The organism is Prochlorococcus sp., assembly GCF_965655815.1.
GTDB classification, from domain to species: domain Bacteria; phylum Cyanobacteriota; class Cyanobacteriia; order PCC-6307; family Cyanobiaceae; genus Prochlorococcus_A; species Prochlorococcus_A pastoris.
Genome location: NZ_CBFHHZ010000001.1, coordinates 305,754 through 331,184, shown reverse-complemented (window position 1 = coordinate 331,184; position 25,431 = coordinate 305,754). Strand labels below are relative to the sequence as shown.

Annotated in this window: 20 protein-coding genes; 10 read left to right on the top strand and 10 right to left on the bottom strand. The window is 31.3% G+C overall.

Annotation, left to right across the window (positions count from 1 at the left end; all coding sequences use genetic code 11):
- Window position 1: 1 nt before the first annotated feature.
- A complete protein-coding gene (locus ACTF45_RS01655; protein WP_288348270.1) occupies window positions 2-1,291 on the top strand; it encodes a glycosyl transferase in 1,290 nt (429 codons plus the stop codon).
- Between the two features lie 11 nt (window positions 1,292-1,302).
- Here the strand turns inward: ACTF45_RS01655 and ACTF45_RS01650 are convergent, their stop codons facing one another.
- The 4 genes from ACTF45_RS01650 to ACTF45_RS01635 form a co-directional block, all read right to left on the bottom strand.
- Window positions 1,303-2,325, bottom strand: a complete 1,023-nt coding sequence (locus ACTF45_RS01650) for a PRC-barrel domain-containing protein (RefSeq protein ID WP_288348268.1) — start codon at window positions 2,323-2,325, stop codon at window positions 1,303-1,305.
- Window positions 2,326-2,370: 45 nt separating this feature from the next.
- Window positions 2,371-5,961, bottom strand: a complete 3,591-nt coding sequence (smc, locus tag ACTF45_RS01645; protein ID WP_438949228.1) for a chromosome segregation protein SMC — start codon at window positions 5,959-5,961, stop codon at window positions 2,371-2,373.
- 76 nt (window positions 5,962-6,037) lie between these two features.
- Window positions 6,038-6,400, bottom strand: coding sequence for a hypothetical protein (locus ACTF45_RS01640; protein ID WP_288348253.1), 363 nt, complete (start codon window positions 6,398-6,400; stop codon window positions 6,038-6,040).
- Between the two features lie 86 nt (window positions 6,401-6,486).
- Entirely contained in the window at window positions 6,487-6,624 is a 138-nt protein-coding gene (locus ACTF45_RS01635; protein ID WP_288348254.1) for a hypothetical protein, read from the bottom strand.
- Between the two features lie 190 nt (window positions 6,625-6,814).
- On the opposite strand from ACTF45_RS01635, the gene ACTF45_RS01630 reads away from it, so the two are divergent.
- Together ACTF45_RS01630 and ACTF45_RS01625 are read left to right on the top strand one after the other, a co-directional pair.
- Complete coding sequence (locus ACTF45_RS01630; protein ID WP_288348256.1) at window positions 6,815-7,276, top strand: hypothetical protein; 462 nt, start codon at window positions 6,815-6,817, stop codon at window positions 7,274-7,276.
- Window positions 7,277-7,663, top strand: coding sequence for a phage holin family protein (locus ACTF45_RS01625; protein ID WP_288348258.1), 387 nt, complete (start codon window positions 7,277-7,279; stop codon window positions 7,661-7,663).
- Window position 7,664: 1 nt separating this feature from the next.
- On the opposite strand, the gene ACTF45_RS01620 is transcribed toward ACTF45_RS01625, so the two are convergent.
- Both ACTF45_RS01620 and ACTF45_RS01615 read right to left on the bottom strand, forming a co-directional pair.
- Window positions 7,665-8,789 (bottom strand): THUMP domain-containing class I SAM-dependent RNA methyltransferase, encoded by a 1,125-nt coding sequence (locus tag ACTF45_RS01620; RefSeq protein ID WP_438949227.1) that lies wholly within the window; start codon window positions 8,787-8,789, stop codon window positions 7,665-7,667.
- 636 nt (window positions 8,790-9,425) lie between these two features.
- On the bottom strand, window positions 9,426-10,388 hold the full coding sequence (locus ACTF45_RS01615) for an aldo/keto reductase (protein WP_438949226.1): 963 nt from the start codon (window positions 10,386-10,388) through the stop codon (window positions 9,426-9,428).
- Window positions 10,389-10,539: 151 nt separating this feature from the next.
- Here ACTF45_RS01615 and ACTF45_RS01610 point away from each other — a divergent pair, with 151 nt between their 5' ends.
- Window positions 10,540-11,211: a nucleotide-binding protein gene (locus ACTF45_RS01610; protein WP_288348264.1), complete on the top strand. Its 672-nt coding sequence runs from the start codon at window positions 10,540-10,542 to the stop codon at window positions 11,209-11,211.
- A 168-nt stretch (window positions 11,212-11,379) separates the two neighbouring features.
- On the opposite strand, the gene argJ is transcribed toward ACTF45_RS01610, so the two are convergent.
- Window positions 11,380-12,618: a bifunctional glutamate N-acetyltransferase/amino-acid acetyltransferase ArgJ gene (gene argJ / locus ACTF45_RS01605; RefSeq protein ID WP_438949225.1), complete on the bottom strand. Its 1,239-nt coding sequence runs from the start codon at window positions 12,616-12,618 to the stop codon at window positions 11,380-11,382.
- A 74-nt stretch (window positions 12,619-12,692) separates the two neighbouring features.
- Between argJ and coaE the strand changes: the two genes are divergently transcribed.
- Window positions 12,693-13,307, top strand: a complete 615-nt coding sequence (gene coaE, locus ACTF45_RS01600; RefSeq protein ID WP_288347550.1) for a dephospho-CoA kinase — start codon at window positions 12,693-12,695, stop codon at window positions 13,305-13,307.
- A 3-nt stretch (window positions 13,308-13,310) separates the two neighbouring features.
- On the opposite strand, the gene gatB is transcribed toward coaE, so the two are convergent.
- Window positions 13,311-14,783 carry an Asp-tRNA(Asn)/Glu-tRNA(Gln) amidotransferase subunit GatB gene (gene gatB, locus ACTF45_RS01595; protein ID WP_288347552.1) on the bottom strand — a complete coding sequence of 491 codons (1,473 nt, stop codon included), beginning with the start codon at window positions 14,781-14,783 and terminating at the stop codon, window positions 13,311-13,313.
- Window positions 14,784-14,863: 80 nt separating this feature from the next.
- On the opposite strand from gatB, the gene thiO reads away from it, so the two are divergent.
- Window positions 14,864-15,967: a glycine oxidase ThiO gene (gene thiO, locus ACTF45_RS01590; protein ID WP_288347554.1), complete on the top strand. Its 1,104-nt coding sequence runs from the start codon at window positions 14,864-14,866 to the stop codon at window positions 15,965-15,967.
- Window positions 15,968-15,979: 12 nt separating this feature from the next.
- On the opposite strand, the gene ndk is transcribed toward thiO, so the two are convergent.
- Window positions 15,980-16,438, bottom strand: coding sequence for a nucleoside-diphosphate kinase (gene ndk, locus ACTF45_RS01585; protein WP_288347556.1), 459 nt, complete (start codon window positions 16,436-16,438; stop codon window positions 15,980-15,982).
- Window positions 16,439-16,559: 121 nt separating this feature from the next.
- On the opposite strand from ndk, the gene speA reads away from it, so the two are divergent.
- Window positions 16,560-18,506 carry a biosynthetic arginine decarboxylase gene (gene speA, locus ACTF45_RS01580; RefSeq protein ID WP_288347558.1) on the top strand — a complete coding sequence of 649 codons (1,947 nt, stop codon included), beginning with the start codon at window positions 16,560-16,562 and terminating at the stop codon, window positions 18,504-18,506.
- Here speA and alaS read toward each other — a convergent pair.
- Window positions 18,491-21,151: an alanine--tRNA ligase gene (gene alaS / locus ACTF45_RS01575; protein WP_288347560.1), complete on the bottom strand. Its 2,661-nt coding sequence runs from the start codon at window positions 21,149-21,151 to the stop codon at window positions 18,491-18,493. The genes speA and alaS overlap by 16 nt on opposite strands.
- A 114-nt stretch (window positions 21,152-21,265) precedes the next feature.
- On the opposite strand from alaS, the gene ACTF45_RS01570 reads away from it, so the two are divergent.
- The 3 genes from ACTF45_RS01570 to ACTF45_RS01560 are packed head-to-tail and all read left to right on the top strand — an operon-like array spanning window position 21,266 to window position 25,404.
- Window positions 21,266-23,041 carry a diflavin flavoprotein gene (locus ACTF45_RS01570; protein WP_438949224.1) on the top strand — a complete coding sequence of 592 codons (1,776 nt, stop codon included), beginning with the start codon at window positions 21,266-21,268 and terminating at the stop codon, window positions 23,039-23,041.
- 17 nt (window positions 23,042-23,058) lie between these two features.
- Window positions 23,059-24,861 carry a diflavin flavoprotein gene (locus tag ACTF45_RS01565; protein ID WP_288347564.1) on the top strand — a complete coding sequence of 601 codons (1,803 nt, stop codon included), beginning with the start codon at window positions 23,059-23,061 and terminating at the stop codon, window positions 24,859-24,861.
- Between the two features lie 18 nt (window positions 24,862-24,879).
- Window positions 24,880-25,404, top strand: coding sequence for an NADPH-dependent FMN reductase (locus ACTF45_RS01560; RefSeq protein WP_438949223.1), 525 nt, complete (start codon window positions 24,880-24,882; stop codon window positions 25,402-25,404).
- Window positions 25,405-25,431 lie beyond the last annotated feature (27 nt).

Sequence of the window (25,431 nt, the reverse complement as noted above, 5' to 3'; positions counted from 1 at the left end):
AATGTATCCTGGATTGATTGCAATGAAAAAAAAATCAATTGCAGTTGTAATTATCTCTAATGGGCCTGGGGAATTGTCAACGTGGGTAAGGCCTGTAGTGGATTATCTAAATAAGATAAATGATACTTCGAAAAATATTGATAAACTGAATTTCTCAATAAGATTAGTTTTAGTACCGTGTCCAAATGCTACTGGTAAAGAATATGAAGTTGCTAAATCATGGCACAAATTTGAATTAGTTACAGAAGCAAAGACTTTTTGGAAATTGTTAATCAGGCCTGCTCAATATGCAAAATGGCCTAAAAAAGGGATCGTTATTTTTCTTGGAGGTGATCAATTTTGGAGTGTTTTGTTAGCAAAAAGATTAGGTTATATCAACATCACATATGCTGAATGGATTTCAAGATGGCCACGTTGGAACAATGTAATTGCAGCAATGAATAAAAAGGTCAAGAAAAGCATTCCTTCAAAATATAGATACAAATGTAAAATTATTGGCGATTTAATGGCAGACATTACTAATAAAAAAGAAATTGCTTTAAATCTTGAAGAAAAAAAGTGGATTGCTTTACTACCAGGTTCAAAAAAAGCAAAGCTCATGGTAGGTATTCCTTTCTTTCTTGAAATGGCTGATCATATGAATAAAAATAATAAAAATATTAATTTTATTATTCCTATAGCACCAACTACAAGTACTAGCGAATATTTATTCTTTCAAAGTAATAAGAATCCTATATCAAAATATTATTCATCCAAAATTAAACAAATTAAACAAATTAAAAGTTCCGTTTTTGATTATGTTATTGAAACCTCAAATAATACAAAAATTTATTTAATTAATAAACATCCTTGCTATGAAGTACTAAAAAAATGTGATCTTGCAATTACCACAGTTGGGGCAAATACTGCTGAATTAGCTTCACTTACTTTACCCATGATAGTTGTTCTACCCACACAACATTTGAATGTAATGAACGCTTGGGACGGTATCTTCGGAATAATTGGGAAAATTTCTTTTATCAATAAATTCTTCACTTTTATAATTAAAAATTGGTACTTAAAACAGAAAAAATTTTTTTCATGGCCAAATATAAAAGCTAACAAGTTAATTATTCCAGAAAGAATAGGAAACATTTCACCAAAACAAATCGCTAATGAAGCTATATTTCTGATAAAAAATAAAAAATATTTAAGTGAGCAAAAAGATAATTTATCAAAACAACGAGGGGAAACTGGTGCAGTTAAAAAATTAGCTTACATAATTTTTAATTCGATCAAAAGATTCAGTTAATTACTAAATAATTACCAGGGATCATCAATTTCTACGGATTCTGATTGAGGATTTTCTATGACTGTTTTTTTCTCTTCAACAGGTTCAATATCTAAAGGTTCTTGTGACCTTTGAATAGGTCTCTTTGAAGCCCGATTAGATATAGATGGCCTTTGAACAGCAAATTCTGTCGTATTTTCTTCAATAGTTTGATTGTCTAATTGTTCAGAGGAGTCATTATCCAAATAAAGTTGTTTTTTATTATTTATTTTTTCTTTTGTGGTTTCGATTTCTACATATTCAAGTTCTTCTTCATATTCTTCTTCTTCTATAAATTCTTCTTCTTTAATTTCTTCCATAAAATTATTTTGTTCTTCTGATTCAGAACCTGACAATAGCTGATTCTCCACTGGAACAAGATTTGCTGTATACCTATTAGCTTCCCTTTCTTCCCAAGAAGAACCACCGACCCCAAGTTTTTCGAGTAATCCACTACTTAATTGATTTAGTTTTTCCTCAGCGCCTTCATAAACAATTATTCTGTCAGTACCACTACTGACTATCTCATCTACAGGAATTTCCCAAGTACTTAAAACGCCTTCACCTAAAAGAGGAACTCCTACTGCACCCATCACAAGAGAAATTAAACCCCCCGTCTCAATATCGAAGGAAAATCCAAGAACTCTTCCAAGAAGCTGACCAGATTCCGTAATTACCTGACAATTTATAACTTTCCCATATCTTTCAGGAGAAAAACCGTCGCTCAAAGAATCTAAAGAATCCACTAAAATTACATCGCCAACCTGCTTTATGCTTTCAAGAGGCATCCATTTAGGTAAACCTGGCAAAAATCTTGTGAGAGGATTATCTCTCAGACCTAAAGCAACTACCTCTCTTCTATCAATATCAACAACCACTTCACCTACAACCCCTAATCTCCTACCAGTATCAGTAGTAATAACTTGGGTCCCCATAAGTTCAGATCTTAACCATAGACGTTCGCTAGGTACAGAATTGCGGCCATTATTATTTGTGGATGTGTTCGACAAACTCATTAATATCTTTCTAACATTCTGACGTAAAAATTTAAAAAAGTGTGATTATGCAGCATTTGGTAATCCAACAACTTGAGTATTAGCACCTCTTGCTTGAGCAACACCAATTGTTCGTTCAGATGCACTTATCATAGGTCTTCTATGGCTTACGACTATAAATTGAGCATTTGATGACTGACTTGTTATTAATTTTGATAACCTTTCAACGTTAATACCATCTAAGAAACTATCTACTTCATCTAATGCATAAAATGGAGAAGGCTTATATTTTTGCAAAGCAAATAAAAAACTTAGGGCCGTTAATGATTTCTCACCCCCCGACATTGAAGCTAATCTTCTAACATTTTTTCCTTTAGGATGAGCCACTAAAGTTAAACCTCCCTCCAAAGGAGCTTCTGGATTTTCGAGCTGAAGGAACCCATCTCCATCTGATAAATTGGCAAAGATCTCTCTAAAATGCTTATCAACCTCTATGAATGCCTTCATAAATGCTTCTTGTCGCATAGTTGAAACAGTTTCTATTCTTAATAACAACTCTGATCTTTCATTAGATAAAACTTCCAGTCTTTGTATCAAATCATTTAATCTTTCTGTCAATTCCTCGAGTTCATCTAAAGCCAACATATTTACCGGTTCTAAACTTTCCAATTTCGTATTAATCACAACGATCTCTGATTGTAATAAATCAAGAGTTATAGATTCATATTCTCCAAAGCTGGGCAAAGGATCAGGTAGCTGTTCTTTATAATTTTCTAACTTGATAGTTTCGCTACGCATTTCCTCATTTAGAGAACTTATATCTCTTTCAAGATATTCCAACTTAAGGGTCAACTGATTTATTTCTTGTCTTTTATTGGAAAAAGATGAATTCAATTCATCCCTTTTTCTTCTTAATATTCCGAGATCCTTTTCAAGCAATGATTTTTGACCATCAAGACTCTCTAGCTCACTTTTATAATCATCTCTTTTCTTTATCCATTCATTATGAGCATTAGATAGCTCTTTAACTGATTCTTGTAGATTCTTTTCTTGAAGAGATATTAGATTTAATTGATTATTTATACGTTCTCGATTTAAAACAAATTGATTCTTTTTATTTAATAATTCATCTTTCTCTTGAATCATTAATTCAAGTTTTTTATCTAACTTTTCGAAATCATTATTATGAGTCATTAAAGAGGATGTTTGATTATCTTCATAATTCTTTTTAAGGATCATCTCCAATTCATCCAACTTTTTTTTATATGGTTTTATTTCATTTTGAATGTTATCCAACATATCATTTAATAAATTATTTTGAGACTTAAGCTTATTAAGCCTCAAATTGTTATCTTCAATTCTTTTCATAGAAACTTTTAAAGCATTATTATTTACTTCAATTTCTTTATTAGAAGATACGCAATCCTCTAATATTTCCCTTTGATTAAAAATTAGTTTATTCAAGTTATTAGTTTTATTTAAAATATCATTATCTGATTTCTTTAAAGCTTCTACAATTATAGATAGTCTTTGTTTTATGGGGTGAGCCTCGTCAATATCATTATTGGTTCCGAACCTATAAGCAAGATCTTTATTAACTTTACTACCACCTGTAATTGCCCCACTCACTTCTAAAAGTTCTCCACTCAAAGTAACCATTCTAATTTTTTGTTTAGATGATTTCGCTGACTCTAAGTCTGAAAAGACTACTGTATCTCCAAAAACGTATTTAAAAACATCATCATAAACATCATCACAATCAATTAAATTAATAGCCTTATCTAAAAATCCATTCTCTTTAAAATTTTCAAATCTTTTAAGCGCGAAATTTTTTTTATAGCTTTTAATTCTATTAAGTGGAAGAAAGGTTAATCTGCCTGCTTTCTTTTTTTTAAGAATTTCAATAGCTTTTGAAGCAATAGTGTCATTATCAACAACTATTTGTCCAAGTCTATTACCAGCTGCAATTTCCAATGCATACCTATGCTTTTCATTAACGGCACCTAATTGAGCAACATATCCATGTATACCCTCTAAACCTGCCTCTAAAAGTATTCTTAATGCATATGATCCCCTGGTTTCATTTAGAGCTTCTTTTCTGCTTTCACATCTTGATAAATCCTTTTCAAGCCTTAATTGTTCGTTGTTTAGCCTTAGTTTAGTTTTATTTAACAAATCTATTTCAATTTTTAAAGTATCAATCTCAGATCTAATAGTGCTCAAATTACGATTTTTTATATCAGTTGATTTTTCATTATTTTGATTAAATTCTGATAGTTTTTGTTTTTCTAACTTTAAAAGATCATTTTGAGTTGCTATTTCTTCTCTTTGAATATTAATTTGTATAATTTCCTCTTCAATATTCCTTTTACTAGATTCAAGAGGTTGTACTAAAGATTTTATATTTTCTAACTCATTATTAAGCTTTATACTTTGCTTTGAAAATTCACCTGATTCACCTGCAGCATCAGAAAGTTTTTTTCTAGATAGCTTGTGTTTTAACGTTAAATCTTGAATCTCGATGTTCAATTTTTCTAGATAATTATCATTAAAGTCCTCTTGTTGATTCTTTTCTAGCTCCGTACTTTTTTTAGATATTGCAATTTTATCGCGTTGATCTTGCAATTTAATACCCTCCTCTTTATTGACAACTGCTATTCTTTCTAATTCCCTTAAATTAGAATTTATACTCCCAATATCAGAATTTACTTTGATTAAATTATCTTCTCCTTTCTCTTTTAATTCTGCAATCATGATTTGCATTGCATCTTGCAATACTTGTATTTCTTTACTAAGAGATTCTTTTTGTTGATTAAATAAAATCTTACTCTTATCCAAGTTAATAGCTTTTTTCTTAATTAATTCAATATTTTGAACTTGTTTATCGAATAAAAGTACTTTTTCAATCTCCTTAATATGAAAAAGTTTTGCCTTCAACTCTTTATATTTTTTTGCTTTTTCACATTCTTTTTCAAGCTTTACTTTACTAGATTGCAGTTCGTTTTCTAGAATCTCGCATCTTTCTTGTCTTTCAAAAACGTCATTAAGTTTTGAATGTGTTTGTTCAATTCTGCTATCAAAAAGAGCTACCCCTGCCAATTCATCAATCAGGGTTCTCCTCTCTTTATTATTCATTGATACTATTCTTGTAACATCTCCCTGCATCACGACATTACTGCCTTCTGGATCAACACTTATATCTCTCAGAACTTTCTGTATTTGTTGTAAAGTGCATTGGCGTCCATCAGAGGTATAAGTCGATGCATATGAGCCCCCAGGCATTAGCCGCAATTTTCTGGAAACTATCCATTCTTTTTGACCTCTTTTAAGCGCGATATCATCTTCTTCTAAATCCAAAGGTGGGACATCTTCCCTTGGCGACCAATCTTCAATATTGAATTTAACGGAAACAAATGTTTCGGAAGATTTACCTTCTTTCACTTTAGAATTATTTATTAAATCTGGTAATCTATCTGCTCTCATACCTCTACTATTTGCCAAACCTAAACAGAATAAAATTCCGTCCAAAATATTACTTTTCCCAGATCCATTTGGACCAGTAACCACTGTAAAACCTTCTTCAAGAGGAATTTTTACACTTCCTCCAAAAGATTTAAAATTTTCAAACTCGACCTGATTGATGTATACCAATCGCAAGTCACAATAGCTAAGTAAGAATAGCTACTTTTCAAAAAATCTCAAGAGAATTATTAAGATTATTTCTAAAAACAAATTAATTATTTTTCGTTAATTGACAAAAATTCCCATCTATTGTGAACAAACCGTTTAACAATTTACCGTTCAATATAATTTTTAACTCTTGAGAGTCTTCATTATGAGAAATACGAGTGAAGGTTCCATTATCGATTCTTTTTACTAAACCTCTATTATTAGAAAGTTGATATTTAACTCTAGAAAGCCACACCAATCTATGATTTGGTTGTTTTACTATTTTAACAACACCCTTATTTAGTGATGGAATTTCGTGAAATTTCCAAGTTAAACAGTCTAATTTATCTTCAACAAGAAAATCATAGTGAATATCAATTAATTTAGTACCAAGAATCTTATGTTCGAGTAAAACCCATCGATTCATGATCTAGTACATCAATACTTTATTTTATTTCAATAATCAATCATTAAATTGAGCTAACAAGATAGCTCATCTTAAAAAGGGAAAACCTAGTTACCCGCATCAGGAACAAATCTCAAAGCAATAAATAGCAAACTGCCAGCTCCTGCAATAGCTGCTGCTACCAAACCAAAATCAGTTGGAATTGTACGGGATGCAAAAATAATTGCTGCAAGTGAGATATCCATGATGAAATAAAAAACTTAATTTAATAAAGTCAGTAATAGCTTATCAAAACCTTAAGACAGAACAGGGGAGATAAATGAAATGTAAATAAAATTTTATATGTCTATAATTTTTTTATTAAAAACAAATCTAAATAAAAGGGTTCCAAATTAAGAAAATACGGACTACTGTAAAAGATATGTAGGTTGATTAATGGAAGCTTTTCATCCTCCCAAAGAAATTGAAGAAACTATTGATGATTCTGATCTGCCAAAGGAAGAAGGCATATCAGAAAAATGGTTGCGTGAAAAAATCGATAGTTTGATTCCGTTAATACAAGAAAGATGGCCTAATATTGCACAACAAACTCTTGAGACGGCAAAAGGAAGTATTGATGATTTAGTTGGAGTAATAGCAAGTCATACTGGATCATCTGCTAGTGGTATTAAAAATCAATTATTTCAAATTATTGATTCAATTCAAGAAAATAATTGGGAAATCGCAGATAAAATAGAACCAATCGAAAGTCAATTAGAAGAGTTACTAGATGAACTGAACAGTACATTAAGGCCAAAACTAGAAACCCCAATTAGAAAAAAACCAATTTTATCTATTGCTATTGCTGCTGGTATAGGATTATTTATAGGTAGTTTAATTAATAGTAGAAATAAATAAATGGATAAACCTAAAAACAAAAACTTTGCTAATACAGCTTCAAGAATCTCTGCAATTGCAAGTTCTGTAATGGATTTGCATGTCCGAATCGCACTTCAAGAAGTTGATAGAGAAAAGAGAAGATTAATAAGTGGGGGAGTATTTATTGCTATGGGTGGAATTTTATTATTATTAGTTTTAATTTGTATTCATGTTATTTTTTATCTCACTCTTAGTAAGTTTAATAATTGGGCCACTGAATATAATTTACTTTTAATAATATTTGTTGATTTATTTCTTGCAGGTTTAAGCTTAAAGCTTGGAGGAAAACTTGCTAAAGGACCTTATCTCCCCCAAACACTAGAGGGTTTAGGTAAAACAACAAAAGCAGTATTAGGAAAAAAATAAATTATCTTATTAAATATTTAATCCATCTACAATCAATACCTCCATTGCTTACAGGTATTTTTAAAGAAGATTTCATTTTTAAATATCTTGTAAGTTTTGGATTCCCACTTAGTAACCAGAATTCCCAACCAGAAAAATTGCTCTTCAAAAATTCACCCATATCCTCATATAAAGTAATTAATTTGTTTTCATCACCTAGTTTTTTTCCATAAGGTGGATTACATAAAACTAATCCTTCTGAAGATTTAAATTGAATGTTTTTAAAATCATCATTTTGTAATTCAATATAGTTATTAAGTCCTGCTTTTTTTATGTTGACTTTTGCTTGATCAAAAACATCTTTATTAATCTCACAACCAATAATTTTTGATAGTTTCTCGAAGGTAAAGACTCTCTTCTGAGCCTTGTTTTTCTCTTCTAGATAAATATTTTTATTAAAATCGAGCCAATTTTCAAAAAGATAAAATTGCTGAAATTTAAGTGGAACTTTAAGAATTTGATTAATAGCTTCTATTAAAAAAGTTCCTGAACCACACATAAGATCAACCAAAGGTTTAGTTCCGTTCCATTCAGTCATCTTTAAAAGTCCAGAAGCTAAATTTTCTTTAAGTGGAGCATTTCCAATAGCAGGTCTATAGCCCCTTTTATGAAGACTTTCAAAAGTGCTCTGCAGGCTAAGAACCCCACGATCATTATTTAAATGTAAATGAATTATCAAATCAGGATTATCTAAAGAAATATTAGATCTTTTATTCCAAACAGATTGTTGGAGATCTGTTATTGAATTTTTAACCTCAAGAGCAGTGAAATGAGAATGACTTAACGATGAAGTTCTGCCGGTTACTTGAACATTAAATGTTTTTTCAGAAGGTAACCATTTCAACCAATCAAATGAATCTCTAACTCCCTCATATAAAGAAAGCCTGTCGTAGCAGACAAAACGTGATACTTCTCTATAAAAACGAAATGCAACTCTTGAAAAAAAATGAATTCTATAAAAAGTGGCATAATCACATTCAAAAGAAACTGATCTTTTATAGGTATTAATATTAAATCCACCCAATTCAGTAATTTCGCTTGCTAAATATTTCTCTAAACCTTCAGGAGATGATGCAATTACGTTCATATATTTAAAAAATTAATGAAATAACTATTCAATACTCATTTTGCCTGCCAGAATATAAATGTCCAATTGGACTAGGTGATCTCAACCGATGTTTCGGACAGCGGTTCGATTCCGCTCAACTCCATTACCTTTTGGGGTTGTAATGGTTTCGACGGGGCGTAAGGAAGATGACTGAAGCCTGCTCGGTTTGAGCAAAAACACAAACGCTAACAAAATCGTTAGTTTCTCCCGTCAAACAGCACCAGTTGCTGCTTGATCTCAAAGGAGATGGGGTGATATCAGCCTTATCAACCAAATGATCCAAGGAGCCTGGAAGGGCTCCACCATTTTAAATTGATCAAAATTTTGTATTAAAATGTTCGTTAATTTGTAAAATTTACTTCAAGAGAATGTATTAGAAATTATTTTTTAAATTTTATGAGTATAAATACTGAGAAGATTAGAAAAAAAATATTTTAACGTGTTAGAAATTAACAATATTAATGAGCACAAAAAATAACATTAATGACTTATTAATAAACTTAAAACCTAAAGTTTTAAGGTTTACAGGTTCAAACTTTCCCACGGAACTTTGGTGTAATAATCAAATAAAAAATCATAAAAAAATATCTGGATAAAATTGTATTTAACTCTCTTTTACAAGCTTGAAAAAGGATTGCTAGGCATTTTTTTCAAACACTTTGTAGACGCTTGTTGTAGCATTTGAAATTCTTTTTGATTTAAGTTCCATTTAAAAACGTTTGCTATATCAATAACTTGAGACTTTTTTCTCATTCCTACAAGAGGTATGGCTCCCTGATAACAACACCAATTAATTGCTACTTGAGCTTGTGAAACTGATCTTGAAACAGCAATCTTTTTAAGACATCTCCTTAATTCAGTAGTTGATTTTTTATAGTTTTTAAAAATCAAACTACGTAGAAAAGAATTTTGCTTGTCTTCATCTTTTTCAGGATCTATACATAATATTCCAAAAGATAAAGGACTATAGGCTAAAAAATCAATATTATTATTTTCACAAATTTTTTTTACGTTGGTATGTTTTAAGAAATCTGGAGATAATAAAGAAAACTGAATTTGAACACTTTTAACTTTCTTATCTCTTTTTGATAAGTATTGAATAATTTTCTTTAATCTTTTAGGTCCAATATTTGATAATCCAATTTGAAAATTAAAACCTTGATCAATTAAATCACAAAGATTATTTAATAATTGTAATTCTTGCCAAGGATTATATTTTGCAGTTGACCAATGTATTTGGACTATATCTAATTTATTATTTAATCTTTCTAAACTTTTGAGAAAAGGTTTGGTGAAGCCTTTATTCCCAACTCTCCATGGATAAGGAGCGAGCTTTGTGGCTATTTGAATGCGTGTTTTTTGAAAAGTAGGAGTATCTAGTAAAAATTTCCCTAAAAGTTCTTCACTTCTTCCGTTAAGTTTTCCAGTTCCATAAGAATCTGCACTATCAATTAAGTTAAACCCTCTTTTTAATGCTTCTTTATAAGTCTCACGTAAATCATCATCATTACTAATTTGATAGTCCCAAAAAAATTTATTTCCCCAAGACCATGTTCCTAATCCAATTCTTTTTTTCACTTACTATTTTTTAGACATACTTTTAAGATTACTCGAAACTATATATTCCACAAATAAGTATTTAGCAAATATAAATTTTAAAACTTTTCAAATAATTACCTATTGACATTAAGAAATTATTCTCCAAAGTAAGGGAAATATTAGTAAAAAATTGTTTATTACTGTTTGCGGTCAAAAAGGAGGTGTTGCTAAAACTTGTACAAGTATTCACCTTGCAAGTGTTTGGCATTCTGAAGGCAAAAAGGTATGTATCGTTGATGCTGATAAAAATAGATCAGCATTAGCCTACTCATCCAGAGGAAACCTTCCATTTCCCGTTTTTCCAGTTAGTTCAGCCGCAAAAGCCTCCAGATCCTCTGAAATTGTTATTACAGATGGGCAAGCAAGCAGTGATAAAGAAGAACTTAAACATCTTGCATACGGATCAGATTTAGTAGTTCTACCCACAACCGCAAAAGCGAGGTCTGTTGAATTAACTGTTGAATTAGCCAGCTTATTAAATACTTTAAAAGTTAACCATGCAGTCGTAATTGTAAAAGTAGATTTTAGACAACAAAAAGCAGCTCAACAAGCTAAGGCAGCGTTAGAAAATTTCGGTTTACACGTTTTTGATACATTTATTCCTTTACTTTCAGCATTTGATAAAGCAGAAGCATCTGGAAATGCAGTATTTGAAGCTGTAGACGATTTAGGAAGATCAGATCCTCGTCGAATGACGGGCTGGTCTGCCTATTGTTCTATTGCATCTCAAATTCCATGCCTGATTTCGAAGCACTCATCCGACACCAACAACTTAAACAACCAACAACTAATCAGCGCTTAAAAGTAGTTGATTCTCCTGATTTTAAAATAGAAAATGGAGAAAACTCACAAATCATACAACCCAAGATATTTAATTATTTTATTGGAAGTTTTATTGGTTCTGTAATAGGAACTATTTCAATCCTCTTTCTTTACATAAACGAATATTTACCAATTGAGCTGCTAAAAATTAAGTAGTATATTCGCTATTTATTTCAACGTACTTTTTAGACAAATCACAACCCCAAGCAGTTCCTTTTTCCGTGCCAGAATTAAGATTAAGAGTTATTGATACTATATCCTCAACTAAATATTTACCATTCATTTTTGTTCGCATGTAATTGGCAACTTTGTTGACATCAAATTTATTTAACTTACCCTTTTTCAAAATCTGAAAATCTCCAATATATAAATCAACAACATCTAATTTAAAATCAATTCCAGAGTTACCTGCAGCTGAAATAATTCTGCCCCAATTTGGATCACAACCATGAATTGCAGTTTTGACCAATGAAGAATTACATATAGATTTAGCCATCTTAATTGCATCTGAATTATTCTTTGCCCCCTCAACCAAAACCTCTAACAAGCAATTTGCGCCTTCTCCATCTCTAGCAATATTTTTTGCCAAGCTTTGGCATACAATATCAATTCCTGCTTGAATCTTTGATAAAAATTTCTTATCAATTTTGTTTCCTGAATTTATTCCTATAAAGGAATCATTAGTACTTGTCTCTCCATCCACAGAAATAGCATTAAAAGACTTTTTAACTGCAATAGTTATCATCTTATCCCAATCTTCTTTATCAACTCCAACATCACAGGTAAGAAAAGCTAACATAGTAGCCATATTGGGATAAATCATTCCTGATCCTTTTGCAAATCCAGATATCTTGACCTTTCTACCTTCAATAAATGTTTCTATAGTTATTTTTTTGTCAACTAAATCAGTAGTTAGAATAGCTTCTGCCGCATTCTGTAAACTATTTATTTTTAACTCCTTGACCAAATTAGGTAAATTATCAATTAAATTTTTTATTTGAATGGGCACACCAATTACACCAGTTGAGCACATTAAAACTTCTTCTTCATTTATTCCTAATAATTGCGAGACCTCCTTCGTGGCAATCAAAGTATGTTGAGTACCAAAATCTCCTGTACATGCATTTGCTTGTCCGGAGTTTATTAATATTGCTCTTATCTGACCTGAAGACTTTTTAATCCTTTGTTCACAAATATCTACGCAGGATGCTCGGACTGTTGATTGTGTAAACAGTCCAGTACAAATGCTATTTTTTGGGGCTAATATTAAAGCCAGGTCTTTTTTTTTAGAATCTTTTAAACCTGCAACGATACCTGCAAAAGAAAAACCATCAGGCTTTTCTTCGCCATCGCTCACAAATGACCAATTACTCTTAATCTGACTCAATCTTATTTATAAATTAAACTCATAATAACTATTCTTTTAATTAAAACACTGCCATATAGATTCTTATGAAATTTATGAGCATCCAACCAAAATTAAAAAATAAACAACGAAGAATAGGTCTTACTGGAGGTATTGCAAGTGGAAAATCAACAATAGCTGACTACATAAAGAAATATAAAGACATTCCAATACTAGATGCAGATCAATATTCAAAAGAACTAATCAAGCCGAAAAGTAATAGCTATAAAAAAGTTTTAGCTTATTTTGGACCTCAAATAGTTGATGAGTATTCTTCAGAAAATGCAATAAACAGGGCATTATTAAAAAAAATAATTTTCGAAAATTCTATACATAGAACATGGATTCAAAATCTTCTTCACCCATTAATAAAAGAAAAAATGATAGAAAAATGTAATCAATTTGAAAAAAATAAAATTTTACTTTTAGTTATCCCTTTGCTATTTGAAGCAAAATTTACGGACCTATGTACTGAAATATGGTTAGTAAAATGTCCAAGAGAACTCCAAAAAAAAAGACTTATGAAAAGAGATAAAATCAGTAATAATGAGGCTGAGAAAATTATAAATCTTCAATTAAATTTTGAAGATAAATCTAAATTTTCAGATGTGATTTTAGACAATTCAGATGATCAAAAGTTATGGGTAAATACAATACAAAAACATCTCTAGAAATTAACTTTTTAGTTTTTCTGTAATAAGTTGATTAGCAAGTTTGGGATCTGCTTTACCTTTAGTTTTTTTCATAAGTTGTCCTACAAAAAAACCAAGGAGTTTAGTTTTTCCCTCTTTAAAAGATTTAACTTCTTTAGGATATTCAATAATAAGTTCTTCAATAATTGGCACAATACTTTCAGAATCAGATATCATTGCCAAGCCTTTTTCTTCAACTACTTTTTGTGGAGAAATATTGTCCTTAATTAATTCTGGTAAGATTTCTTTTGCTATTTTCCCACTAATAACTTTTTTAGAAATCATATTGATCATCTCTGCAAGGTTATTAGGGCTAAGCTTTAAGTCAACAAAACTTTGCTTATTTGATTTCAAATAGCCAACAATATCACTTGTTATCCAATTTGAGGCAAGTTTGGGATCGGCACCGTTTGCTACGGTTTCTTCAAAAAAGTTTGCCATAAAAACTTCATCTGAAATAACTCTTGAATCATATGATGACAACCCTAATTCTTTGACATATTTTTGTCTTTTCTTAGAAGGTAATTCAGGCAATTCATTAAGCCATTTATCTTTTTGTTCTTTTGATATTTCAATTGGGCCAAGATCAGGATCTGGGAAATATCTATAATCACTACTACCCTCCTTTAATCTCATACTTTTTGTTAGTTGCTTAGCTTCGTCCCAAAGCCTAGTTTCTTGATAAATTTCCCCTCCATTCTCATATACATCAATTTGTCTTTCTATTTCATACTCACAAGCCTTTTGAATAGCAGAGAAAGAATTCATATTCTTTATTTCAACTTTTGTACCGAAAGGAGCATTAGGGCCTCTCCTTACAGAAATATTCACATCACACCTGAGTGAACCCTCTTGCATATTTCCGTCTGAAACACCAAGGTATCTAACAGTTCTTCTTATTTCTGAAGCATATTCTGATGCCTCTCTACCTGTCCTAATGTCTGGTTTACTTACGATTTCGACAAGTGCTATACCTGCGCGGTTGTAATCAACTAATGAATATTTAGAGCCGGCCAATCGATCGCTTCCTACATGAACTAACTTACCAGCATCTTCTTCCATATGAAGTCTTTCTATACCGATTTTTTTTAAGTATGTTTCTTTATCTTTTTCTGATATTTCAACTTCTAGCCAGCCATTTTCTGCTAAAGGTTCATCGAATTGAGAGATTTGATAGTTTTTAGGCAAATCAGGGTAAAAGTATTGTTTCCTATCAAATTTACAATGTTCTGCCACATTTAAATTTAAAGCTAGAGAAGTTTTTACTGCATACTCTAAAACAGTCTTATTTAAAACAGGGAGAGTTCCTGGTAAACCACAAACAACAGGATCAATATGAGTATTAGGTTCATCACCAAAAGCTGTTGATGCAGATGTAAATATTTTGCTTTTAGTATTAAGCTGGACATGGGTTTCTAAACCGATCACAGCTTCCCAAGGTTCTAAATTTTTCATTATTAAATATTCCTCTCTTAATCTTATTGGATATAAGGTAAAAGAGGATCAAAACATATCTAAATTATAAAAATAATTAAATGGAATCAGAAACTAAAAATACAATTTTAATTATTGGTGGGGGATTAATAGGTTTATCTATTGCTTATGAATTTGCACGTAATAAATTTAAAGTTGAAGTTTTAAGCAAAAACAGAAGCGAATCTGCTGGATTCGTTGCGGCGGGAATGCTAGCCACCCATGCTGAGGGACTTGAAGATGAATTACTCATATTTGGACAACAAAGTCAAAATTTAATTCCAGAATGGATTAAAAATATCGAACAAGATAGTGGCATTGATTGTGGTTTAAAAAAATGTGGAATAGTAGTACCGTTTGAAAATTTAAAAAAATTGAAGAAATTCAAAACTTATAAATATGGGAAATATTTAAATCAGAAAAACCTGCAGAAAGAAATCAGTGGAATAAATACAAATTGGGAGCATGGATTACTTTTTGAACAAGACGGCCAAATAGATAATAGAAGGAGGCTTATGCGTGCTCTTGAGCGTGCATGTTCTATGCATGGGGTCAAGTTCCAAGAAGGAGCAGATGTAAAAGAATTAATCTTAGAAAAAAATAAAATTCTTGGTGCAAAAGTTTTAAACGCTACTGGAGAAATAAAAAATATTTTTGGGGAAAAAGTAATTCTATGTTGCGGTGCTTGGAGTAAAAAAGTTTTAAATAACTTACCTATCTTTCCTGTAAAGGGACAAATGCTTTCAATACAAGGTCCAGAAAATTCTATTAAAAGAGTTCTTTTTGGTCCTAATACTTACTTAGTTCCTAGAGACGATGGTCTTATAGTTGTTGGAGCAACGGTTGAAGATAAGGCCGAATTTAATCAAGGAAATACACCAAAGGGCATAAATCAACTTCAGGAGGGTATTAAATCTTTATTACCAGAAGCATTAAACTGGCCACAAATGGAACATTGGTGGGGGTTCAGGCCTTGTACACCTGACTTCAAGCCTATAATTGGAAAAACTCAAATCGTCAATCTTTATATAGCTACCGGACATTACAGGAATGGAGTGCTCTTTTCAGCAATTACAAGCGATATTATGTTCAAATTAATTCAAGAAAAAACTCTCAACAATATTGAAACTACTTTCCTTAAAAAATTTAGTTTTAATAGATTTTAAATATAAATTTCTTTAATTTTCTGCTCGCCATTCAGAATCAGAAGTCTCCCAATCACATATTTCGTCTTGATCAAACCATAAATTTATCTCAAATTTTGCAGTTTCTTCTCCATCTGAACCATGAATTATATTTCTACCTATATCAATAGCTAAATCACCTCTTATAGTGCCAGGTTCAGCCTCAAGTGGTTTTGTAGCCCCAATTAATTTTCTTGCACTTAAGATTACCCCTTCTCCTTCCCAAATCATCGCAACCACAGGCCCACTTGATATAAAGTCGACTAAATCCCTAAAAAAAGGTCTCTCTCTATGTACCCCATAATGGTCTTGAGCAAGTTGCTTTGATGGAATTAATTGTTTTAAACCTACCAATTTAAAGCCTTTTTTTTCAAACCTTCCAATAATCTCTGAAACATATCCTCTCTGAACTCCATCTGGTTTAATTGCAAGAAACGTTCTCTCTTTGATCATTTAATTAGTAATCTCTCTATGTATATTCTTCTTTTAGGTGGTAACTTGGCAAGTAATCATTAAAATAAGAGATATTGTTTTGAGTAATTTTCAAAAACTTATATAAATCACAAAACTAAAATTGACCGATTTTGATACAAAAAAATTAAATAAAAATTGGACTATAGAAGATAGTATTTCTACGTACGGCATTGATAAATGGGGAGAAAAATATTTTTCAATTAATTCAGATGGCAATATATCGATAAGCCCAAATAGAAAATCCAAAAAAAAAGTCGATCTTTTTAAACTTGTTAAGGAATTTAAAAGTAGAGAAATCAATACTCCCTTAATAATAAGATTCAACGACATTTTAAAAGACCGAATTACGGAATTAAATAATGCCTTCTGCCAAGCTATAGAAACTTATAACTACAAAAATATTTATCAAGGAGTTTTTCCTATTAAATGTAATCAGCAAAAAAATGTCTTGGAAAAAATCATTGAATATGGGGATCCTTGGAATTTTGGTTTAGAAGTAGGAAGTAAATCCGAATTATTAATTGGATTATCAATCCTAGAAAATCAAAAATCACTTTTAATTTGTAATGGATATAAAGATAAAAAGTATATTGAGAGTGCAATATTAGCTAGAAAACTTGGTAAACAGCCAATTATAGTTATTGAACAAAGAGATGAAGTTAAAAGAATTATAGAAGCTGTAAAAAATCTCAAAGCAACCCCCATACTTGGAATTAGATCAAAATTATCATGTAAGAGTAGTGGGAGGTGGGGTAAATCAGTGGGAGATAATTCCAAATTTGGATTATCAATTCCAGAAATAATGCTAACAATAAAAGAGCTCAAAGAAGCAAATCTAATAAATGAAATGAAATTGCTGCATTTCCATGTTGGAAGCCAAATCAGTGATATATCAGTAATAAAAGATGCATTACAAGAAGCTAGTCAAATATTTGTTGAATTATCTAAGTTAGGTGCGCCAATGAAATATATAGATGTTGGAGGCGGCTTAGGAATAGACTTCGATGGAACTAAAACATCTTCCAATACTTCGACAAATTATTCTCTTCAAAACTACGCAAATGACGTTATTGCAACAGTAAAAGATTCATGTGAAGTAAATAATATTCAACATCCAATCATAATCTCAGAAAGTGGTAGAGCGATAATCAGTCATTGTTCAGTTTTAATTTTTAATATTTTAGGGACAAGCCATGTCAACTCCCAAGTCAAAGTATCCGATAACAAAGAACAATCATTAATCATCACAAATCTGATAGAAACCCTTAATCAGCTAAAGAGTCTTAGAGATAAAAAAGAAGATTTATCTGAAATAATAGAGTTATGGAATGACGCTAAAAAATTTAAAGAGGATTGCCTAGTCGCTTTTAGATTAGGATTTGTTTGTTTGGAAGAACGTGCGTATGCAGAAGAACTTGCATGGGCTTGTGCAAAGGAGATTGCAAATCAATTGGAGAGTGATGAAATTAACCATCCAGATTTATCTGAAATAACCGACACGCTTGCATCAACATATTACGCAAATTTATCAGTTTTTAAATCTATTCCTGATACCTGGGCAATTAATCAAGTTTTTCCAATTATTCCAATTCATAGACACTTAGAAGAGCCCTGTTGTAAGGGAAACTTTGCGGATTTAACTTGTGATTCTGATGGCAAGCTGAATAGTTTTATTGACAATGGAAAGATTAAATCACTTTTAAATTTACATCCTCCAGAAAAAAATAATGATTATCTAATAGGAATCTTTTTGGCAGGAGCATATCAAGAAGCATTAGGGAATTTCCATAATTTATTTGGAAATACAAATGTTATTCATATTGATATAAATGAAGATAATTCTTATAAAATTAAAAACATTATTAAAGAAAATAGCAAATCAGAAATTTTAGAGTTATTGGATTACAGCTCAGATAATTTAGTTGAAACAATAAGAGTCAATACTGAATCTGCTATCAATAATAAAACTTTGACTATTAAAGAAGCACGAAAGTTAATTGACCAAATAGAAACCAGTTTAAGAAAAAGTAGTTACTTGTCAGAATAACTAAGGAGTTTTGTCCTCAAATCTTTTCTTGCATATTCCAAAGCATCATTTAATTTATCAATATCTTTAGCACCCGCCTGTGCAAAATTAGGTTTACCTCCCCCTCCCCCAGAGCAAATACGTGAAATATCATTAATTAATTTCCCTGCATGCATACCTCTTTTAACTAAGTCTTCCCCAAAAGAGACAACAAATAACAATTTTCTATTTTCCTTATTTGGTATTCCTCCAAGAATCACAACCGACTTATCTCCCAATTTAGAAGTTAAATCTAATGCTGCAGATTGTAGAGAATTTCCATCTAGTCCATCAAGTTGACTAATAATCAGCGAAAATAATCCAATTTTATTTGCAGAAGAACTTAGCGAAGAGTATTTAAAATAAGCAATTTCATCCTTCATTTTTTGTATTTCTTTATTTTTATTAACCAACTCTGATTGCAAAGAATTAACCCTATCCAGGAGTTGATTAGGATTTGCTTTTAACAAATCACTTAGTTGACATACGAGAGAATTTTTATCACTAAAGTATTCAAAGGCTGATTGCCCTGACAATGCTTCGATTCTTCTTACGCCCGCTGAAATTCCTTCTTCACTAATTATTTTAAAACAACCTAATTCAGATGTTGTTTTTACATGAGTACCACCGCATAGTTCCATCGAAACACTTGGCACATCAACAACTCTTACTTCATCATCATATTTCTCTCCAAACATAGCCACTGCACCTCTCTCTAGAGCCTCACTCTTGGCCATGTTTTTAATATCAAGAGAATGATTTTCCAAAATCCAAGAATTAACTAAAGTCTCAACTTTAAAAATTTGATCTTTTGTAATAGGTTGAGAAGAATTGAAATCAAATCGTAATTTATTAAATGCGACTAATGAGCCTTTTTGTCCAACGCTTTCATTAACAACTACTTTGAGAGCAGATTGTAGTAAATGAGTAGCAGTATGATTTGCCGCAGCCTTAGCTCTAGCCAAATCATTTACTTTAGTTTTAACTTTTTGTCCCAGACTTAAAATTCCTTTTTTAACTATTCCATAATGCAGAAAAACGTTTTTCTTGCGTATGACGTTATCAACTAAAACTTCTAGATCATTCGAGAATATCTTTCCAATATCACCAACTTGACCTCCAGATTCTCCATAGAAAGAAGTCTGATCAAGGACAATTAAAACTTTCTGTCCTTCACTTGCTTGCTTAACCAAGGTTGATTCAAAAAATATACCCTTAATTTCTGCATCTGAATCAAGTGAATCATAACCATTAAAAAAAGTCTTATCAAATAAGTCTATTTCGCGTTCTAATGAACCCTCCAATGTCAAATCAATGATCTGAGAAGCAGCTTTGGCTCTTTCTTTTTGTGCAGACATTTCTTTTTCAAAACCCTTAACATCAACACCAATATTGTTTTCTTGAGCAATTTCTTCTGTAAGTTCTAGTGGAAAGCCATAAGTATCATAAAGTTCAAATGCTTTAAACCCAGTAATCATTTTCTGACCCGATGAAATCAATTCATCTAGTAATTTCTCACCTCTATCAAGAGTTTCTCTAAATCTTATTTCTTCAATTTTTATCTCACTCAATATATAGTCATAATTATTTTTTAAATCTGGATAATTCTCTTGCATTAATTTAATACCTACACTTGCAAGTTTCGATAAAAATTCATTTTTTAAGCCTAACAACCTTCCATGTCTAACCATTCTTCGAATCAGTCTTCTTAATATGTATCCCCTTCCAAGATTACTTGCTACTACCCCATCAGAAATTAAATGTATAACTGCTCTTATATGATCTCCAATAATTTTTAAAGAGATTTTGGTTCTTTCATCTGAAGAATAATAATCAATTTTGGATATCTCAGAAGCTTTTTGAATAATTGGAAAAATCAAATCTGTTTCGTAATTATTCTTCTTCTTTTGCAATATTTGAGCCATTCTTTCAAGCCCCATTCCAGTATCAATATTTTTGTATTTCAAATCTGTCAATTGACCAGCAGGGTCACGGTTATATTGCATAAATACAAGATTATAAAATTCTATAAAACGATCACCATCTTCTAAATCAATATTCTGAAGACCTTTCTCTGGTTTAAAGTCATAATATAATTCCGAACATGGTCCGCAAGGACCTGTTTTTCCTGAAGACCAGAAATTATCTTTTTCTCCAAGCTTAATTATCCTTTCTGGATGAATCCCGATATCTTCTTTCCAAATCTTTACCGAATCATCATCTTCATGAAACACGCTCACTATTATATTCTCAGAAGAAAGTCCATAAATATCAGTAACTAATTCCCAAGCCCACTCAATAGCCTCTTTCTTAAAATAATCTCCAAAAGAAAAATTACCAAGCATCTCGAAGAAGGTATGATGTCGAGCAGTAACTCCAACATTTTCAATATCGTTAGTTCTTATACACTTTTGACTAGATGTGGCTCTTTTTGATGGCCTTTCTTTCAATCCTAAAAAAACTGGCTTAAAAGGCAGCATTCCAGCGATAGTGAGCATAACTGTAGGATCATCAGGAATTAAAGATGCACTTGGAATAATTTTATGTAATTTTTCATGGTAAAAATTTAAAAATTCTTTTCTTATCTCATCACCTGTAATTGGAGTGTTTTTAGTTTGAAATTTCATTTATAACAGTATCAATAATGAAGTGATTAAAAAACAAATTCGGTAATTCCACACTTAGATTCACGCGGATTTATATTGTATTTAACTAAAGTCATAATACAAAAGAATAATAGTATGATAACTTCTGCAAAAACAAGTACTTCAGATATCAATAAAGTTGAGCAAAAATTATCTGTGCAACAGAAAGTTTTTGCAGATGACACAATTGCAATTAGATCTCTTGACTGGGATCGAAGTAGGTTTGATATTGAATTTGGATTAAGAAATGGAACTACTTATAATAGTTTTATCATTAAGGGCAAAAAACTAGCAATAATTGATACAAGCCACGCTAAATTTGAAAAACTATGGTTTGAGCAATTACTTAGAGAAGTAAATCCAGAAGAAATTGATTACTTAATTACAAGTCATACAGAACCAGACCACTCAGGTTTAATTGGAAACCTCTTAACTCTTAATCCAGAAATAATAGTAGTTGGTTCAAAGTTAGCGCTTAAATTTATTGAGGATCAAATACATGTTCCATTTAAAAGTTTAGAAGTAAAAAGTGGACAATATTTAGATCTTGGAGATAACCCTATAAGTGGAGTAAATCATAATATTGAGTTTATAAGTGCACCAAATTTACATTGGCCAGATACCATTTTCTCCTACGATCACGGTACGAATGTTCTATATACATGCGATGCTTTTGGATTGCATTATTGCTCTGATGAGTTTTTTGATAATGATCAAAAAGAAATTTATGAAGATTTTCGTTTTTATTATGATTGCCTAATGGCCCCGAACGCAAGGAGTGTTCTACAAGCTATTAAACGAATAGATAAGTTGCCTAGACTTAAAACTATAGCTGTGGGTCATGGGCCATTGCTTCATAATCAAGTAAATTTTTGGAAAGAAAAGTATTCAGAGTGGAGTAGTAATAAGAGTAAAGGTAATGAATTTGTATCTGTCTGCTATATAAGTGATTATGGATATTGTGATAGATTAAGTCAAGCTATATCTCACGGCATAAGTAAGGCAGATGCACAGGTTCAGTTAATTGATTTAAGATCTTCAGATTCTCAGGAATTAACAGGTTTAATTTCAGAATCTAAAGCCGTAGTAATCCCAACCTGGCCAGTTAATTCTGATAATGAATTAAAAGAGTCTCTGGGCACTCTTTTTGCCGCATTAAAGCCTAAACAATTTACGGCAGTTTACGATGCTTTTGGAGGAAATGATGAACCTATAGATTCATTGGCAAGTAAGTTGAGAGAATTAGGACAAAAAGAAGCCTTTTCACCTCTAAGAGTTAAAAATATTCCAGATCCTATTATCTATCAACAATTTGAAGAAGCTGGAACTGATTTAGGACAATTAATTAATAAGAAGAAAAATATTGCTTCAATGAAAAGTCTTGATTCAAATCTGGATAAAGCTTTAGGGAGATTAAGTGGAGGTTTATATGTAGTTACAGCTAGCCAAGGAGAAGGTTCGACTTTTAGACAAAGCGCGATGGTAGCTAGCTGGGTTAGTCAGGCAAGTTTCAGTCCGCCAGGCATTACAGTTGCAGTAGCAAAAGATAGAGCTATTGAATCTTATATGCAAGTTGGAGAAGGTTTTGTAGTTAATATCTTACGGGAAGATAACTATCAAAAAATGTTTAGACATTTTTTAAAAAGATTTGCTCCTGGAGCAGATAGATTTGCTGATGTAGATGTAATTAACAATGTTGCAAATGGTGGGCCAGTACTTTCTGATTCTCTTGCATTTTTAGATTGTAAAGTAAGTTCACGATTAGAGACTCCAGATCATTGGATTATTTACGGTATAGTTGAAAATGGAAGTGTTTCTGATTTATCCTGTAAAACAGCCGTTCATCATAGGAAAGTTGCTAATCACTACTAAAAAATAAATCTTTAAAGATGTCAGTAATTAATACAGGTTCACTTTTAGAAAATAAAAACTTATCAATATTTGAAATTACTGAAAATTTTACTTGCATTAGATTTCTTGATCAAAATAAAGAAAGGTTTGAGCTCGAATTTAATCTTGAGAAAGGAACTTCATTTAATACCTTTTTAATCATAAGTAAAGATGAATTATTAATTATTCATCCGCCTGAAAAAGAATATTCAAAATTAATTAATGAAGTAGTTACAAATTTCCATGATGAGTTTAAATTCAACAAAATTAAGATCATCACTGGTCATGTAAATCCTAAAATTATTGAAACTATAAAATCAATCAGTGACCAATTCAGCAACTTAACTATCACATGTTCGAATCCTGGTTTTAAGCTTATTAGTGAACTTTGGAATCAAAAAAATCCAAATTTAAAAACTTTTATTGAACGAGAATTACCTGAAATTAAGATCGTAAAAAAAGAACTTTATCTAGAACTAGAAAATATTTCATTAAAACTTTTTCCTGTACCAACTGCCCGGTGGCCCGGTGGATTAATCATATATGAAGAGAATCAAGAAATACTTTTAAGTGAAAAAATATTTTCTGCGCATTTAGCAACTGAAGAATGGTCAGAGACCAACAGAATGAGTACAGAAATTGATAGAAAACATTTTTATGATTGTCTTATGGCACCAATGTCTAGTCAAATCGTATCAATAGCAGAAAAAATTTCTGAATTAGACATTAACACTATTGCTCCACTCCACGGCCCAGCAATTGAGTACAGCTTAAAAAGCTTTTTAAATGACTACATTAGATGGGGAGAAAATCTTTCAACAAACAATCCTAAAATTGTCTTGATATACGCTAGTGCTTATGGGAATACAGCTTCAATAGGTGATGCATTAGCGAAAGGTGTAAATAGAACTTCAGTAGAAGTTGAAAGTATTAATTGTGAATTTACATCTAATGATGAACTTATAAAATCTATTCAAAACGCTGATGGATATCTAATCGGATCGCCTACTTTAGGGGGACACGCCCCAACTCCAATAATAAGTGCTTTAGGAACTTTGTTATCAGAGGGTGATAGAGATAAACCAGTAGGCATCTTCGGTAGTTTTGGATGGAGCGGAGAAGCAATAGATTTGCTTGAGACAAAATTAAAAGATGGTGGATTTAAATTTAGTTTTGATCCAATAAGAATAAAATTTAGTCCTAATAAACCAAAAATTAAAGAACTAGAAGAAATTGGTACTCATTTTGGGAGAAAAATTTTAAAAAAAGCAAAACAAAAAATCAGAAAATCAGATACCGGAATGATATCCAGTAAAACTGATCCAACATTGCAAGCTTTAGGAAGAGTACTTGGTTCACTGTGTGTTCTAACTGCATCAAAAGGAAAAGATGAAAATAATGTAAAAGGAGCTATGCTTGCATCTTGGGTAAGCCAAGCAAGTTTTTCTCCTCCTGGTTTGAGTATTTCAGTAGCAAAAGATAGATCAGTAGAATCACTTCTTCAAAAAGGTGACTCTTTCGCCTTGAATATTCTTAGCGAAAAAGATTTTAGGGAACCTTTAAAAAGGTTTACAAAACCTTTCTCACCAGGGGAAGATCGATTTGAGGGCTTAGATATTGAATTAACACCTAATGATCAAGTAATAATTCCTGAGTCATTAGCATGGTTAGATGCTTCTGTAAAAGACAGAATGGAATGCGGAGATCACTGGGTAATATATGCTGAGGTTTTACACGGCAATATATTAAAATCCGATAGTCTTACTGCCGTTCATCACCGTAAGAGTGGAGCCAACTACTAAACCAATTTATTTTTATTTATGCCTGATTTAAAAGATCTAATAATCATTTCAGCAAGTTGTGGAAAAAATCTAGAACTTTCAAAAAAATTTCAAGAAAAAAGTAATGAACTTAAATTCAATTCTGAAATTTTGGATCTTACTACTTTTGATATACCGTTATTCAATCCACGAATACATACAAAAGAAAATATTCCTGTCGAAATAATTGAAATAAAAGAAAAGCTTTTTGCTACAGAAAAATGGATAATATGTGCTCCTGAATATAACGGTTCAATACCTCCAATTCTTTCTAATCTCATAGCATGGCTATCCGTATCAGGAGATGATTTTAGAAATTTATTCAATGGTCAGCCAATTGCAATTGCAACTTTTTCTGGTGGAGTCGGATTAGAATTATTAACCTCATTACGAATTCAATTAGTACATTTGGGAAGTCAAGTTTTAGGTAGACAACTGTTATCTTCATTTAGTAAACCAGTGGATATAAAAACAATAGAAGATATAATTCAACGACTTTCACAAATGAAAAAATTGAAAGTATAAATTATTTTTATAAAAATTTAGGCGAAT

Bases quoted from the DNA above. Each gene is read 5' to 3' on its own strand.
- ACTF45_RS01655 (WP_288348270.1), top strand. From the start codon at position 2: ATGTATCCTGGATTGATTGCAATGAAAAAAAAATCAATTGCAGTTGTA.
- ACTF45_RS01650 (WP_288348268.1), bottom strand. From the start codon at position 2,325: ATGAGTTTGTCGAACACATCCACAAATAATAATGGCCGCAATTCTGTA.
- ACTF45_RS01640 (WP_288348253.1), bottom strand. From the start codon at position 6,400: ATGAATCGATGGGTTTTACTCGAACATAAGATTCTTGGTACTAAATTA.
- ACTF45_RS01635 (WP_288348254.1), bottom strand. From the start codon at position 6,624: ATGGATATCTCACTTGCAGCAATTATTTTTGCATCCCGTACAATTCCA.
- ACTF45_RS01630 (WP_288348256.1), top strand. From the start codon at position 6,815: ATGGAAGCTTTTCATCCTCCCAAAGAAATTGAAGAAACTATTGATGAT.
- ACTF45_RS01625 (WP_288348258.1), top strand. From the start codon at position 7,277: ATGGATAAACCTAAAAACAAAAACTTTGCTAATACAGCTTCAAGAATC.
- ACTF45_RS01620 (WP_438949227.1), bottom strand. From the start codon at position 8,789: ATGAACGTAATTGCATCATCTCCTGAAGGTTTAGAGAAATATTTAGCA.
- coaE (WP_288347550.1), top strand. From the start codon at position 12,693: ATGAGCATCCAACCAAAATTAAAAAATAAACAACGAAGAATAGGTCTT.
- gatB (WP_288347552.1), bottom strand. From the start codon at position 14,783: ATGAAAAATTTAGAACCTTGGGAAGCTGTGATCGGTTTAGAAACCCAT.
- thiO (WP_288347554.1), top strand. From the start codon at position 14,864: ATGGAATCAGAAACTAAAAATACAATTTTAATTATTGGTGGGGGATTA.
- ndk (WP_288347556.1), bottom strand. From the start codon at position 16,438: ATGATCAAAGAGAGAACGTTTCTTGCAATTAAACCAGATGGAGTTCAG.
- alaS (WP_288347560.1), bottom strand. From the start codon at position 21,151: ATGAAATTTCAAACTAAAAACACTCCAATTACAGGTGATGAGATAAGA.
- ACTF45_RS01570 (WP_438949224.1), top strand. From the start codon at position 21,266: ATGATAACTTCTGCAAAAACAAGTACTTCAGATATCAATAAAGTTGAG.
- ACTF45_RS01565 (WP_288347564.1), top strand. From the start codon at position 23,059: ATGTCAGTAATTAATACAGGTTCACTTTTAGAAAATAAAAACTTATCA.
- ACTF45_RS01560 (WP_438949223.1), top strand. From the start codon at position 24,880: ATGCCTGATTTAAAAGATCTAATAATCATTTCAGCAAGTTGTGGAAAA.